The organism is Thermus caldilimi (genome assembly GCF_004684245.1).
In the GTDB taxonomy this organism is placed as follows: Bacteria; Deinococcota; Deinococci; order Deinococcales; family Thermaceae; genus Thermus; species Thermus caldilimi.
Map to the genome: position 1 here is coordinate 1,736,295 of NZ_CP038452.1, position 13,163 is coordinate 1,749,457.

Consider the following 13,163-nt stretch of genomic DNA (forward strand, 5'->3'; position numbering starts at 1 on the left):
AAAAGGCCTGACGAGGTGGCGGACCCCAAGAAGGGGATAACCGGGAAACCGGGAAAGGTCGAGGAATCCGCGGATGCCGCCCGGGGTGTGCCCGCCCCGCCCGCCTGAGAAAAGCCCCAAGGGAAAGCCCTCTTTAGGGACAACCGCGGGGCAGGGCGAAAGGATGGGAGGTTCTGGGTGGCCAAAGGCCTGGCCACCCCCAAGGACGCTATATGTGTGGGATCGTAGGCTATATCGGTTTTCGCAACGCCACGGATGTGCTCATAGATGGCCTTAGGAGGCTGGAGTACCGGGGATACGACTCCGCCGGGGTGGCGGTGAGGACCCCGGAAGGGCTTAAGGTGGTGAAGCGCTCGGGGAAGCTTTCCGCCCTGGAAAGCGCCCTGAAGGAGGAGCGCTTGGAGGGGCCTTTGGGCATCGGCCATACCCGCTGGGCCACCCACGGAGCCCCCACCGACCCCAACGCCCATCCCCACACCACGGAGGATGGCAGGATCGCCGTCATCCACAACGGGATCATCGAGAACTACCTGGAGCTTAAGGAGGCCTTGAAGGCCCGGGGGCACCGCTTCGCCTCGGAAACCGACAGCGAGGTCCTGGCGCACCTCATAGAGGAGAAGTACCAGGGGGATCTTTTTCAGGCCCTGAGGGAGGCCCTGAAGGAGGTACGGGGAGCCTATGCGGTGGTGGTGGCGCACGAGGGCCACCAGGAGATCGTGGCCGCCCGCACGGTGAGCCCCCTGGTGATCGGCCTGGGGGAGGGGGAAAACTTTCTGGCCTCGGACGTCCCCGCCCTCCTTCCCTATACCCGCCGGGTCATCTTCCTGCACGACGGGGATCTGGCCCGCATCACCCGGGAGGAAGTGGTGGTCACGGACCTCGAGGGCCATCCCCTGCCCCGGGAGGTGGTGGAGATTGACTGGACCCTCGAGGCCGCGGAGAAGGGGGGCTTCCCCCACTACATGCTCAAGGAAATCTACGAGCAACCCTGGGTGCTGGAAAACACCCTAGGAGGGCGCCTCAGGGAGGAAGAAGGGGATGTGGAGCTCGGCCTTGGCCTGGACCCTCTGGCCATAGACCGCATCCACGTGATCGCCTGTGGCACCGCCGCCTACGCCGGCTGGTACGGCAAGTACCTCCTGGAAGCCCTGGCCCGCATCCCCACGGAGTGGGACGTGGCCAGCGAGTATCGCTACCGGGACCCCGTGGTGGACGAAAAGACCCTGGCCATCGCCATCAGCCAATCGGGGGAAACCATAGACACCCTGGAGGGCTTACGGGAGGCCAAGGCCAAGGGGGCCAGGACCCTGGGGGTCATCAACGCCAAGGGCTCCAGCCTCACCCGGGAGGTGGAGGACGTTCTTTACATCCACGCGGGCCCCGAGATCGGGGTGGCCTCCACCAAGGCTTACATCGCCATGCTTTCCGCCATGGCCATGCTGGCCATCCACTTTGGCCAAAGGAGGGGGGTCCTCAGCAAGGAAGAAGCCCAGGGCCTCCTGAAGGAGATGCGCAAGCTTCCCCGGTTGGTGGAGGAAGTCCTGGAAAAGCGCCCCCTCATCGCCCACCTGGCGGAGAAGTACCACCAGGCCCAGGACTTCCTCTTCCTGGGCCGGCACGTGCAGGCCCCCACGGCGTATGAGGGTGCCCTGAAGCTCAAAGAAATCAGCTACATCCACGCGGAGGCCTACCCCGCCGGGGAGATGAAGCACGGGCCCATCGCCCTGATCGACGAGCACCTGCCGGTGGTGGTCCTGGCCACCCGGGGGCCCCTTTACGAGAAGACCCTGTCCAACATCCAGGAGGTGCGGGCCCGGGGCGGTAAGGTGATCGCCATCGCCACCGAGGGGGATGGAGAGATCGGGAAACTGGCCCAAGATGTGTTCCCCGTGCCGGAGGTCCACCCCCTTCTTGCCCCCATCGTGAGCGTGGTGCCCCTGCAGCTTCTGGCCTATGAGATCGCCGTCCTGCTGGGGCGGGACGTGGACCAGCCCAGGAACCTGGCCAAGAGCGTCACCGTGGAGTAGGCTAGCGGATTAGGTCCAAAAACACCACCACCAGCTTGGGGTCCAGGCTCCTTCCAGCCTGGGCCCCAAGTTCCTTCTGGGCTTCCTCGGGGGTCCAGGACCGCTTGTAGGGCCGCTCGGAAAGGAGGGCGTCGTACACATCCGCCACCGCGAAGATCCGGGCCTCGAGGGGGATTTCCTCCCCCTTTAGCCCCTTGGGGTACCCCGAGCCATCCCAGCGTTCATGATGGTAGAGAACCACGTTCAAGGCAGTTTTCGGAAGGAACGGCAGGTTCTTGAGGATATCCAGGCCCACCTCGGGATGGGTCCTCACCACCCGCCACTCCTCGGCCCGCAAGACCGCGGGTTTGCGGAGGATCCTGTCGGGCAAGGCCAGCTTGCCCAGATCGTGGAAGTAGGCCCCCAAGCGAAGGCCCTCGAGGTCGGGAAACCCCACTGCCCTTCCCAGCCGTAAGGAAAGTTCTGCCACCCGCTCGGTATGCCCTTTGGTTTCCAGGTCCCGGTACTCGAGGGCCCGGGCCAAGGCCCTTAAGGCTGCTTCCCGGGTCCGGCTCAGGGTGTCCAGGTGGGAAAGGCGCTCCAAGGCTTCCTCCAGCCTGCCCGCCACCATCCGCAACACCCCCTCGTCCTCAGGGCGGTAGGGAACCAACTTCCCAAACGAACCCAGGGCCAAAACCCCATACCGCCTGCCCTCGGGCTTAAGGGGCACCAGGAGGGCGGAGCGAAGCCCGCTTTCCGCATAGGGCCCCAGGGCCTTGGGAAAGCGGGCGTAGTCCTCCACATACACCGGCCCCTCCCACAACCTGGGGTGGCCTAGAAGCCCCTCGCCAAAACGAATGGGATGCTCCTGGTAAAGCCGGGGAAAGCCCTCAGGATACCGCCCCGCCATCACCCCAGGCCGCACCGTTCCCTCCTGGAACAGGTAAAGGGCCCCCGCATGGTAAGGGGTAAGGCGAAGGAGGGTTTCCAGAGCTTCCTTGGCCATGACCAAAGGATCGCGGGCTGCCTCCAAGGCCAGGGAAAGCTCAAGCAACGCCTGGGCCCGGGAGGCCTCGGCCTTGGCCCGCTCCAAGGCCTCTATGCGGCCCAAGACCAAACCCGCTGCCTCCGCCAGGGCCTGGATCCAGAACTCCTCCTCGGGGAGGATCTCCCCGGCTCCCCCGGCGGTATCCATGGAGAGCACACCAAACGGCTGTCCCCCGGCATTCCGCAAGGGTACGCCCAAATAGACCCCGGGCTGGGGCTCGCCGGAAAGAAAGATGACTCGAGGGTCTCGTGTCACGTCGGCCAGGTAGAGGGGCTCCCCCTTCTCCAGCACCACCCAGGAGATGCCCTTTCCCCGGGGAAGCCTAAGGCCCACCCTGTCCTGGCTTAGACCAGCGGCCGACACCAGCTCCAGCACATCCTCCTGGGGACGGTGGAGGAAGAGGAGAACGGAAACCGCCCGTGTGGCCTTCTTGGCGGTTTCCACCACGGTCCGGTACACCTCCTCCGGCCGCTCCAGGGGAGCCAGAAGGCGCCAAGCCTCGGCCAGGGCCTGGAGGCGCCTTAGCTCCCGCACCTGGAGGCTTGCGCCATCTAGCCCTTCAGGCTGACCGGGGGTCATAACACCCCTTCACTCTACCAGGTGCCTCCCCTTAGGCAAGGAGATAGGAACTAGGTCTAACCAAACCTCCGCCTCAAAAGCCCTTTCCCAGGGAAAGAGAATGCGCCCAAGGCCCACCCGGTACCCCTCCAGCTCCAGGTACGGCCAAAGGGCCGCCACTCCCTGGGCTTCCAGGGGCAAGGGCTCGGGGAAACGGGCGCGTACCCAAGGACGGCCCACCTCCCCCCACCAGTAGGCAAAGTAGGCCTCGGCCAGACGCCTCAGGCGCCCCTTCTGGTCCCTCAGGAAAAGCCCTCCCTGGGCCAAAGCGCTCCCCAGGTTGTTGGCCGGGGTGCCCCAGGAGGCGTAGGAGGCAAGGCGAGGGTAAAGCCCGAGGTCCAGCAGGTAGGCCATGAGGCGGGAGTCCCCCCGGTTCACCCGGGAAAGATCCGCCAGGGCCACGGGGAAGCGGGGCATGAGGCCGAGGAGATCGCGAACAACCCCCCTGGGATTCCCACCCCCGTAGACGTAGAGGACCAGGTCCGGCTCCCCTTCCAGGGGAACCTCCGTGGCCAAGGCGCTTTGCACCACCCCCCTCACCGTGTCCCGCAAGGGAACTCCCTCATAAGGGGTGATGCGCTCCGCCAGGGCCTCCTCCTCGTAAACCACGGCCACCTTTAGACCTGGTCTAAAGGCCCTTAGGAGAAGCACCTGTCCCGCCTCGTCCGTCCCGGGCCGGCTAGGGTAGGGAAGGCCCCGCGCCTCTCTGGGGGCGGGGGAGCCCCGCAGGGCATCGTCCCAGACAGCCTCCAGATAAACCCCGGGAAGCCCCGGCCAGGAGGCCAAGGCCTCCAGGACCGCCAGGTTTCTCCGCCGCTGAGTGGCGTCCCAACGGGGCACCACCCCGAAAAGAAGAAGCTCCCCCCCGTAACGAACCTTCCAGGCCAGCAGGGGTGCAAGCCGAGCCAGGGCATCCTCCGCCGGCAGGGCCAGGTGGCGGCTTTGGAGAAGCCCGCCGTAGGCCAGGACGTCCAAGCCGGCCACCAGCTTTTCCCCTGGGCTCGCCAAGAGCCAGGCCCTTAAGGCGGTAAGATCGGCTCCCTTAAGCCCCCGGTAAACCTCCCGGGGAGGACAGGCCACCAGCTCCCAGGTGCACGGGCCCCAGTTGGGAGGACGGTCGTCCAGGGGCAGGTAAAGAACGGGGGCTTGGGCCAGCCCCAAACCCCAAAGGAGAAGCCCCAAAAGCCCTAGGCCCCGCACCCCAAGCCCTAACTCACCTTCTCGTGGGCCTCCGCCAGGTAGCGCTCCGCCATCATGGCCGCCCGGGTGCCCGCCCCCACGCTGGTGGTGAGCTGGCGGTAGATGGGGTCAGCCACATCCCCGGCGGCGAAGATGCCGGGCACCGAGGTAAACACCTCGTCCCGCACCGCCACGTAACCATCGGGCCTGAGCTCCACCACCCCCTTGAGGAAGGCGGTGTTGGGCTCATGGCCGATGAAGACGAAGACCCCGTCCGTGGGATAGATGTATTCCTCACCCGTCTTCAGGTTCTTGAGGCGCACCCCCGTCACCTGATCCTCCCCCAGGACCTCGGTGACGATATGGGAGAAGAGGAAGTGCATCTTGGGGTTCTGGAAGGCCCGGGCCTGGGCCACCTTATTGGCCCTCAGCTCGTCCCGGCGGTGGATGAGGGTTACTTTGCGGGCGAACTTGGTGAGGAAAAGCCCTTCCTCCACGGCGGCATCCCCACCCCCCACCACCACCACCTCCTTGTCGCGGTAGAAGAAGCCGTCGCAGGTGGCGCAGGTGGAAACCCCCCGGCCATAGAACTTCTCCTCCCCCGGAACCCCCAGCTTCCTGGGGTTGGCCCCGGTGGCGATGATGACCACGCGCCCGAAGTAGGAGCGCTCAAACCCCCGCACCAGGAAGCCCCCGTCCTGGACCTCGAGGCCCAGGACCTCGTCCATGACGATCCTGGCCCCGAACTTCTCCGCCTGCTGGACCATGCGGCTGGCCAGCTCCGGCCCGGAGATGCCCTCGGGGAAGCCCGGGTAGTTCTCCACCTCGTCGGTCTGGGCGATCTGCCCCCCAGGGAGGCCCTTTTCCAGGATGGCGGCCTTGAGCTGGGCCCGCCCGGCGTAAATCCCCGCGGTGAGGCCCGCAGGCCCACCGCCGATGATGACCACGTCGTACCGCTCCTCCTTTTCGCCGCTTCCCGCAAGCCCCGTGAGGGTGAACTCCATGGATCCCTCCTCCTTCGTCCAGGTTACACCCCCACATACCTAGTGGGGGTATAGCCCATCCAGTTTTTCCCAGGCCCAGGGCATCCGTCAAGGGAAATCCGGCCCGGGCATAAAGGCAATCCGAGCCGCATCTGGTGACCCCAGGGGGATTCGAACCCCCGTCTCGGCCTTGAGAGGGCCGTGTCCTAGGCCTCTAGACGATGGGGCCATGCGCGGCTCGGATTGCTTCTGGTGACCCCAGGGGGACTCGAACCCCCGCCGCCGCCTTGAAAGGGCGGTGACCTAACCACTAGTCGATGGGGCCAAGTTTTGGCTGGGGTGCGTGGACTCGAACCACGACCGGCGGATCCAGAGTCCGCTGTCCTGCCGTTAGACGACACCCCAGCGGCTTTTGCCCGATCCCTCGGGCAGAGGTTATGGTACACTTTGAAGGGCAGATTGGCAAGCCCCAGGGTGCCCTCTATGGCGGTGAACGAGGAAAGCCTTTTGGAAGTTCTGAACCGGTATGTTTCCCCCCGGGCTGCGGAAAACCTGGTGAGGCGGGCCTTGGCCCAGAGGATGCCCACCTCGCCGGGGGAGTGGGCGCACCTTCTAGAGGAAACCCTCTGGCCTGAGCTCCGCCGCCTCCTGCCCTTCCGGGAAATGCCCCCCGAGCTTAAAGCCCTGGCCCGGGAATGGAGGGAGCTCGCCGCTTCCCCAGCGGCGGAAGCCGAGGCCACCGAAACCGGGGAAGAAGACCTAACCGTGGAGGCCGTGGACCTCGAGGACCCCTTGGCCCGCCAGCACCTGGCCAAGAGGCTCGCCCGCCTGGAGGGGGTGACAGGGGTGGTGGTGGCGGGCAAAAACGGCAAGGAGGAGCTTTTTTCTGGGGCGCCCGTCCCCTTAGACCTGGCCTACCCCCTCCTCAGGCGCCAGGGATATGGGGTCTTCTACGCCATTTTGGAGAGGGAGATCGTGGCCCTAAGACCCCTGGCCCAGGGATACATCGGCCTTCTCGCCAGAAAGGAAGCCAACATCGGCCGCCTGCTCCACGCCTTGAGGCGGCTCATATCCCTAGCGGAGGTCAGCGGATGAAGAGATGGTTTGCCCTAGCCTGGTTCCTCGGCCTTCTGGCCTTGGCCGCCCCCCTGCCCCAGGTTTACGACCGCCTGGAGGAAGCCTTAAGGCAGGTGCGCCTGGAAAACCCCACCCAGGCCCTTGCCGCCCTAGACCGGGCGCAAAGCCTTCTGCGCCAGGAAAGCGAGGGGCTTCCCCCCGTGTTGCGCGACGCCACGCTGTTGCACCTACAGGATGCCCGGCAGGCGGTGCTTAGGCAGAGCCGGGTGGACCTCGAGGCCCGCCTCCTCCTGGTGCGCCACCTCCTGGGCAAGGCCCTTTATGACGCCTTCTTCCAGGCCCCCGCCGACCAAAGGGCCCTTTACCTCAGCCGCCTGGTCCGGGCCACCGGTTTACCCCAGGCCGCGGCCCAGGGAGTAGTAAACCTGGCCCCCGAAGAAGCCCGGCGCAGGCTGGAAACCGCCTACCTACAGCTCATGACCGAGGACCTGGGCCAGGCCCTATCCGCGGGCTCCCGGCCCCAGGCCTACCTGGCCCTGGCCCGAGCCTACGCCCGCTTTTTGGTGATCCAAGATAGCCCCCAAAGCACCCTTAAAGCCCAGGACTTCATCCAGGCGCTGGGCAAGGTCTCCAGCGGGGAGGACTTCCGACCCTCGGTAAGGGATTTGCAGGAAAAGACCCTGGCCTGGCGGAAGCATTTACAAACCCTGGCGGCACCTTCCCCTACGACCACATCCGCACCTCCACCCGCACCAGCCCAATCCCCTACGGGCTCCTCTGCGGGGAAACCCTCTACCACACCCCCAGCGGCTTCCCCGCCCTCCCCCCCTGCTCCTTCATCCGGTCAGGTATCCCCGGCAGAAAGCTCCCTTCCCCAGGAGATCCGGGAGGAAGTCAGCCTCCTTCGCCTGGATCCTCAAGCCGCTACCCGCATAGGCGAGACGTTGCAGCGTCTGGCCATCCCCAGTCTGATCAACTGGCTGGACCTCCTGGACGAGGTGCGCAGTAGCCTCGCCCAGGCCCAGCTTTATACCGAAGCGGGCCAGTATAACCGAGCCCGGGCCCAACTGAGCTATGCCTATAGCCGTTTTCGCCTGAAGGTCTATCCGGTGGTGGGAACCTACGCCCCTGAGCTGGCCGAACGTGCCGACCGTCTCTTTTTGGCCATGCAAAACGCAGCGGGCTTGCGCACAGTAGACTTCACCGTTCTCCTGGGCGAGATTCAAGAAATTGAGGAACGCCTTCTGGGAAGTTCCCTGGGCCCTTGGCACACCCTGCAGGTCCAGCTTCAGCTTTTCCTCCTAGGGATTCCCCGGGCCATTCTGTTCCTCCTCGCATCGGCCTTGGCCTTCTTCCCCCTTTATTTGGGTTGGATCACCTTCAGCGGCAGAAATGCGTACTGGACGCTTCTGGGACTAGCCTTCCTCTTCCTAGCTCTCCCCATTTTGGCGGAAGGGCTGTCCTACCTGGGGTCCATCCTGGCCGAATACGGGGGCCTACCGGCCTTAGGGCTATTGGCCAACCTCTCCATCGCCCAGGGCCTGGTCCCCTATCTGGCCTGGGGAATCTCCGCCTTCCTGGTCGTTGCCTTCGCCGGGGCGGGCTTAAGGGGCATCGCCGCCCAGTTCGGCCTGCTTAAGGAGCGGGGACGGGAGGTAACCGCCACCCAAGACCAGAGGCCCTCCGCCACCACCCTTACCAGCGAAACCATCGTGGAGTGGGACGAGGAATTCTAATCCCACCCTGGGGTGGGGACCCCGCTTTGGGACAGCTCTGGAGCGTGTATAACCCCCCTCCCTGGGCTCGCCGGGGTTGGCACCCCTCATTCCAACCGGGTACCTGGTCCCACACCATACCCCCGCGCCCAGTCGGAAGCGGACATGGGGCGTTTGCCCTCAGGCTGGACCTCTAAAAGCCGGATGAGCCCCTCCCCGGTGCCTACCACGACCCCTTCCCGCTCCACCCTTTGCACCACCCCAGGCTCCCCCATACCCGGCTCAGGGCGCATCCTCAGGACCTTCACCCGCCTGCCCCCATGGAAGAAGTAGCTCCCCGGCCAGGGCTGCACCCCCCGGTGGCGGTTGTAGATGGCCTGGGCGCTATCCGCAAAGCGGATGCGCCCTTCCTCCTTGGTGAGGAGAGGGGCATAGGAAGGCTCGCCCTCCTGGGGCTTAGGGGTGAGATGGGGGAGGTTTTCCAAAACCCAAAGGAGGAGCTCAATGCCCTTGTCCCTGAGGCGCTCGGAAAGGGCCACCGCGTCCTCCTCGGGGCCTATCTCCGTGCGCCAGAGGGCGTAAAGGGGGCCAGTGTCCAGGCCCTCCTCGGTCTTCATGATGGCCACCCCCGTTTCCCCTTCCCCGTGGATGAGGGCCCACGGCACAGGGGCAGGCCCCCGGTACTTGGGAAGGAGGGAGGGGTGGAGGTTGAGAAAGCCATAGGGGGGAACCTCGAGGACCTCCTTGGGCAGGATCTTGCCGTAAGCGGCGGTGACCGCCACCTCCGGAGCCAGGGCCTTAAAGGCCTCCAGAAACTCCCGGTTCCCCTTAAGGCGTTCGGGCTTCAAAAGGGGAAGCCCGTGGGCCAAGGCGTACTCCGCCACCGGACTGGGAGCGGGCTTCAGGCCCCGGCCCTTGGGCTTATCCGGCTGGGTAACCACCAGGACCACCTGGTGGTGGCGGTTTAGGGCGTCCAAAACCGGCACCGCCCAGGCGGGTGTGCCGAAAAAGGCCACCCTCATCCCTGGGAAAGCTCCTTCAAAAGGGCCTTGGCCTCCTTCTGCATCCGGGCCAGCTCCGCCCGGTTTTCCTCCAGGAAAGCTTCCCGCTTGGCCTTGGGCAGGCGTTCGAAGAAGAGGATGCCCTCCAGGTGGTCCATCTCGTGCTGGAAGACCCTGGCCATATACCCCTCCAGCTCCAGGGCCTGGGGCCTTCCCTCCTCATCCTGGTATTCCACCCGGATGCGCTCCGCCCGCGGCACGTCTTCGGCGTAGAGGCCGGGGAGGGAGAGGCAGCCTTCCAGCCCCTCCACCTCCCCCTCGCGATGGGTGATCACCGGGTTGGCCACCAGGTAAACCCGGCGCACCAGGTCGCGCAAGGGGCGTTCCTCCCCCTCGGGCTCGTCGGCGTACTCCACCGCCACAAAGAAGCGCTGGGAAAGCCCAATCTGGGGTGCGGCCAGGCCCACTCCCCGGGCCTCAAACATGGTCTCCAGCATGTCCTCGGCAAGCTTCCTGAGGCCCCCAAAGTCCTGGACAGGCCGCGCCCGCTTGCGGAGCACCGGGTCCCCGTAAAGGCGTATGGGGTAAATCATCCTAACTATTCTAGCGCAAGCCGCACCCTACCCAAAACCTCCCCCAGGACCCTCACCCCCGGAGGCAGGTTAAGGATCAAGGGGGCCGAAACCTCTCCCGGGCGGAAACTTCCTTCCAGCCTCGCCTCCACCTGGGTCAAGGCCGCCAAAGCCTCCTTGGGTCCCACCACCTCCACGGCCCTGGGGGCATAGTCCACCACCTTTAAGCCCGCCGGGGGCTTCAGGACCAGGGGAACCTGCTTGCGGAAGAGGGGGGCCTCCCGGGACACCACCCGCACCTGGGCAGGAAGAAGCGCCACCCCGGGAAGGGGCCCCTGGGGGCCAAAGGCGGTGAGGGCCACCGTATCCCCTCCAAGGTCTAGGCCCAAGGCCACCACTGCTTCCTCCACCCGGCTCCTCGGCCCCCTGGCCTCCACGAAAGCGGGCTGGGTTTCCACCCACGCCCCCTGGGAAAGGACCTCCACCGGCAGGGTGCGGGTGAGGAGGGCTTCCACCCGGCCCTCCACCCGGGCAGGGCGGATCTCCAAAACCTCCACCCCCTGGGGCACCGCCACCCGCACCTCCCGGGAAAAGGCCCCCTCGGCCCCGGAGAGGTCCAGGTAGGCGGACACGGGAAGCCTGGCCCCCTCCACCAGGGGAGCCGGCCCCCTTAAGCGCAGCATGACCTCCTTGGGCACCCCTTCCGCCGTGCGCTCCCCCCCCAGGCCCACCACCTGCAGGGGCACGCTCACCGCCCGCTCCACCACCGGGGCCCTTTCCTTTAGGGAATACCAAACGGCAAAGGCCGCCAAAAGGGCGATGAGGAAGCTCCCCCAGTCACGCACGGAGCACCTCCTTGAGCTTTTCCCGCAGGGCCTCGAGGCTCATGGGCGGGGAAAGCCTCCCCCCCTCCGCCAGCCTTATGGCCCCTGTTTCCTCGCTCACCACGATCACCAGGGCATCGGAAACCTCGGAAAGCCCCAGAGCCGCCCGGTGCCGGGTGCCCAGGCCCATGCGGGCCTCGGAAAGGGGGAAGACGCACCCCGCGGCGAAAAGCCGATCCCCCCTGAGGATGGCCCCGCCGTCGTGCAGGGGGGTGCCGGGATAGAACACCGTCTGCAGGAGCCGGGCGGAGAGCCGGGCCTCCAGGATCTCCCCCGTGGCCGCATACTCCCCCAAGGGGGTGCGCCTTTCCAGGGCCAGGATGGCCCCGTAGCGCCTCTCGGAAAGCCGGGCCAGGCCCAAAAGGAGCTCCTCCAGGGCCAGGGAGGGGGACCTGGGCCCCTGGGCCCGGCCCAGGCGCTCCAGAAGCCCGCGAAGCTCCGGCTGGAAGACCACGATCAGGGCGAAGGCCCCTAGGGTGGCGGCGTTCCCCAAGAGCCAGGAAAGGGTGGAAAGCCCGAGGAGGCTGGCCAAAAACCAGACCAGGAGGTAGACCAAGACCCCCCGCACCAGGTTCAGGGCCCGGGTTCCCGCCATGAGGCGCCAGAGATAGTAAAAGAGGATGCCTACCAGGAGAATGTCCAGGAAGTCGCGCCAGGTGAAGGGCATGGCCTAGACCAAGCGTTCCCCCGGGCCTTCCCAGGAAAGCCCAAAGAGCTTAGCCCAGGTGGCCCCCAGATCCGCAAAGCTCTCCCGGGTACCCAGGTCCCCCTTCACCCCCGGGCCCACCCAGAGGAGCATCCCGTACTCCCTCGTGTGGTCGGTGCCGAAGAAGGTGGGGTCGTTGCCGTGGTCGGAGACCAGGAAGAGGTGGTCCTCGGGGCCCAGGGCTTCCATGAACTGGGGGAGGAAATCGTCCACCTCCTTCAGGGCCCGGGCGTACCCCTCCGGGTTCCTCCGGTGCCCGTACTTGGCGTCAAAGTCCACCAGGTTGGCGAAGAGGAGCCCGGAAAAGGGCTCTCGCATGAGGGCTAGGATCTTTTCCAGGCCGTCGCGGTTGTCCACCGTCTTCACCTCCCGGGTGAAGCCCCGGTGGGCGTAGATGTCGGGGATCTTCCCCACCCCCACCACCTCGAGGCCCCCCTCCAGGAGCACGTCCAGGACGTTCCTAGGGGGCTCCAAGGCGAAGTCCTTCCGCAAATCCTCCCGCCGGTAGAAGTTCCCGGGCTCCCCGGCGAAGGGCCGGGCGATGACCCGGGCCACCTGGTGCTCGCCCCTTAGCATCTCCCGGGCCACCCCGCACCACCGGTAAAGCTCCTCCAGGGGCACCACCTCCAGGTGGGCCGCCACCTGAAAGACGCTATCCGCAGAGGTATAGACGATGGGGAAACCCGTCTTCAGGTGGGCCTCGCCGTAGTCCCGTATGGCCTCGGTGCCGGAGTAGGGCCGGTTCAGAAGCCACCCCCCCACCCCGATGGCCTCGGCCCAGGCCCTAAGGAGTTCCTCGGGGAAGCCCTCAGGGTAGGTGCGGAAGGGCCGTTCCAGGTACACCCCCACGAACTCCCAGTGCCCGGTGGTGGTGTCCTTACCGGGGTTCACCTCCCACATGCGGCCAAAGGCCCCCTGGGGCTCAAGCCGGGGAAGGGTGTGCACCCCAGGAACCCACCCCAGTCCCAAGGCGGCCAGGTGGGGAAGCTCCACCCCGGTCTTCAGCACCGTGTGGTCCAGGGTGTCCGCCCCCTCGTCCCCAAAGCGGGGGGCATCCGGCAGATACCCCAGGCCCACGGAGTCCAGGACGATGGCCGTGACCTTCATTAAGACCTCAAGCCCCCTTCTTCTCCCTCCTCTTCCTCCTCGGCCAGGGCCATGAGCTCCTCCGGGGTCATCTCGGAAAGGGCCCGCACTGCCTGGAACTCCTCCACCAGGCCCTGGATCTCCTCCATGGCCTCTTCCAGGGAGAGCTCCCCGTCCTGGTAATCGTCCAAGACCTCCTCTATGGCCTCGAGGATCCCCACCGCCGCGCTGGCCTGGGAGAGGGCCTGGGCCAGTTCCGAAAGCCTTTCCGCCAGCTCCATGCCCCCA

12 protein-coding genes and 3 tRNA genes are annotated in these 13,163 nt (G+C 66.1%); 3 read left to right on the top strand and 12 right to left on the bottom strand.

Annotation, left to right across the window (positions count from 1 at the left end):
* Positions 1–212: 212 nt before the first annotated feature.
* Positions 213–2,027: a glutamine--fructose-6-phosphate transaminase (isomerizing) gene (glmS, locus tag EBI04_RS09085; RefSeq protein ID WP_135257189.1), complete on the top strand. Its 1,815-nt coding sequence runs from the start codon at positions 213–215 to the stop codon at positions 2,025–2,027.
* Position 2,028: 1 nt separating this feature from the next.
* On the opposite strand, the gene EBI04_RS09090 is transcribed toward glmS, so the two are convergent.
* The 6 genes from EBI04_RS09090 to EBI04_RS09115 all read right to left on the bottom strand — a co-directional run bounded on the left by EBI04_RS09090 (position 2,029) and on the right by EBI04_RS09115 (position 6,239).
* Positions 2,029–3,633 (bottom strand): HD domain-containing phosphohydrolase, encoded by a 1,605-nt coding sequence (locus EBI04_RS09090; RefSeq protein WP_135257190.1) that lies wholly within the window; start codon positions 3,631–3,633, stop codon positions 2,029–2,031.
* Positions 3,634–3,642: 9 nt separating this feature from the next.
* On the bottom strand, positions 3,643–4,872 hold the full coding sequence (locus tag EBI04_RS09095; protein ID WP_135257191.1) for a DUF4127 family protein: 1,230 nt from the start codon (positions 4,870–4,872) through the stop codon (positions 3,643–3,645).
* An 8-nt stretch (positions 4,873–4,880) separates the two neighbouring features.
* Positions 4,881–5,855, bottom strand: a complete 975-nt coding sequence (gene trxB / locus EBI04_RS09100; protein WP_135257192.1) for a thioredoxin-disulfide reductase — start codon at positions 5,853–5,855, stop codon at positions 4,881–4,883.
* Between the two features lie 132 nt (positions 5,856–5,987).
* A tRNA-Glu gene (locus EBI04_RS09105) sits at positions 5,988–6,063 on the bottom strand.
* A gap of 21 nt (positions 6,064–6,084) precedes the next feature.
* Positions 6,085–6,159: transfer RNA gene (locus EBI04_RS09110), tRNA-Glu, on the bottom strand.
* 6 nt (positions 6,160–6,165) lie between these two features.
* A tRNA-Gln gene (locus tag EBI04_RS09115) sits at positions 6,166–6,239 on the bottom strand.
* A gap of 78 nt (positions 6,240–6,317) precedes the next feature.
* Here EBI04_RS09115 and EBI04_RS09120 point away from each other — a divergent pair.
* Entirely contained in the window at positions 6,318–6,929 is a 612-nt protein-coding gene (locus EBI04_RS09120) for a hypothetical protein (RefSeq protein ID WP_240695272.1), read from the top strand.
* A complete protein-coding gene (locus EBI04_RS09125) occupies positions 6,926–8,647 on the top strand; it encodes a hypothetical protein (protein ID WP_135257193.1) in 1,722 nt (573 codons plus the stop codon). Before EBI04_RS09120 ends, EBI04_RS09125 begins: the two co-directional genes overlap by 4 nt.
* Positions 8,648–8,733: 86 nt before the next feature.
* Here the strand turns inward: EBI04_RS09125 and fmt are convergent, their stop codons facing one another.
* From fmt to EBI04_RS09155, 6 genes are read right to left on the bottom strand one after another with little or no spacing between them, the layout of a single operon-like run.
* Positions 8,734–9,648 carry a methionyl-tRNA formyltransferase gene (gene fmt, locus EBI04_RS09130; RefSeq protein WP_135257194.1) on the bottom strand — a complete coding sequence of 305 codons (915 nt, stop codon included), beginning with the start codon at positions 9,646–9,648 and terminating at the stop codon, positions 8,734–8,736.
* Complete coding sequence (def, locus tag EBI04_RS09135) at positions 9,645–10,220, bottom strand: peptide deformylase (protein WP_135257195.1); 576 nt, start codon at positions 10,218–10,220, stop codon at positions 9,645–9,647. The genes fmt and def overlap by 4 nt, the downstream gene beginning before the upstream one ends.
* Before the next feature lie 5 nt (positions 10,221–10,225).
* A complete protein-coding gene (locus tag EBI04_RS09140; RefSeq protein ID WP_135257196.1) occupies positions 10,226–11,044 on the bottom strand; it encodes a CdaR family protein in 819 nt (272 codons plus the stop codon).
* Positions 11,037–11,750 (bottom strand): diadenylate cyclase CdaA, encoded by a 714-nt coding sequence (gene cdaA / locus EBI04_RS09145; protein WP_135257197.1) that lies wholly within the window; start codon positions 11,748–11,750, stop codon positions 11,037–11,039. Before cdaA ends, EBI04_RS09140 begins: the two co-directional genes overlap by 8 nt.
* 3 nt (positions 11,751–11,753) lie before the next feature.
* Entirely contained in the window at positions 11,754–12,896 is a 1,143-nt protein-coding gene (locus EBI04_RS09150) for a phosphopentomutase (protein ID WP_135257198.1), read from the bottom strand.
* A complete protein-coding gene (locus EBI04_RS09155; protein ID WP_135257199.1) occupies positions 12,896–13,156 on the bottom strand; it encodes a hypothetical protein in 261 nt (86 codons plus the stop codon). The genes EBI04_RS09150 and EBI04_RS09155 overlap by 1 nt, the downstream gene beginning before the upstream one ends.
* Positions 13,157–13,163 lie beyond the last annotated feature (7 nt).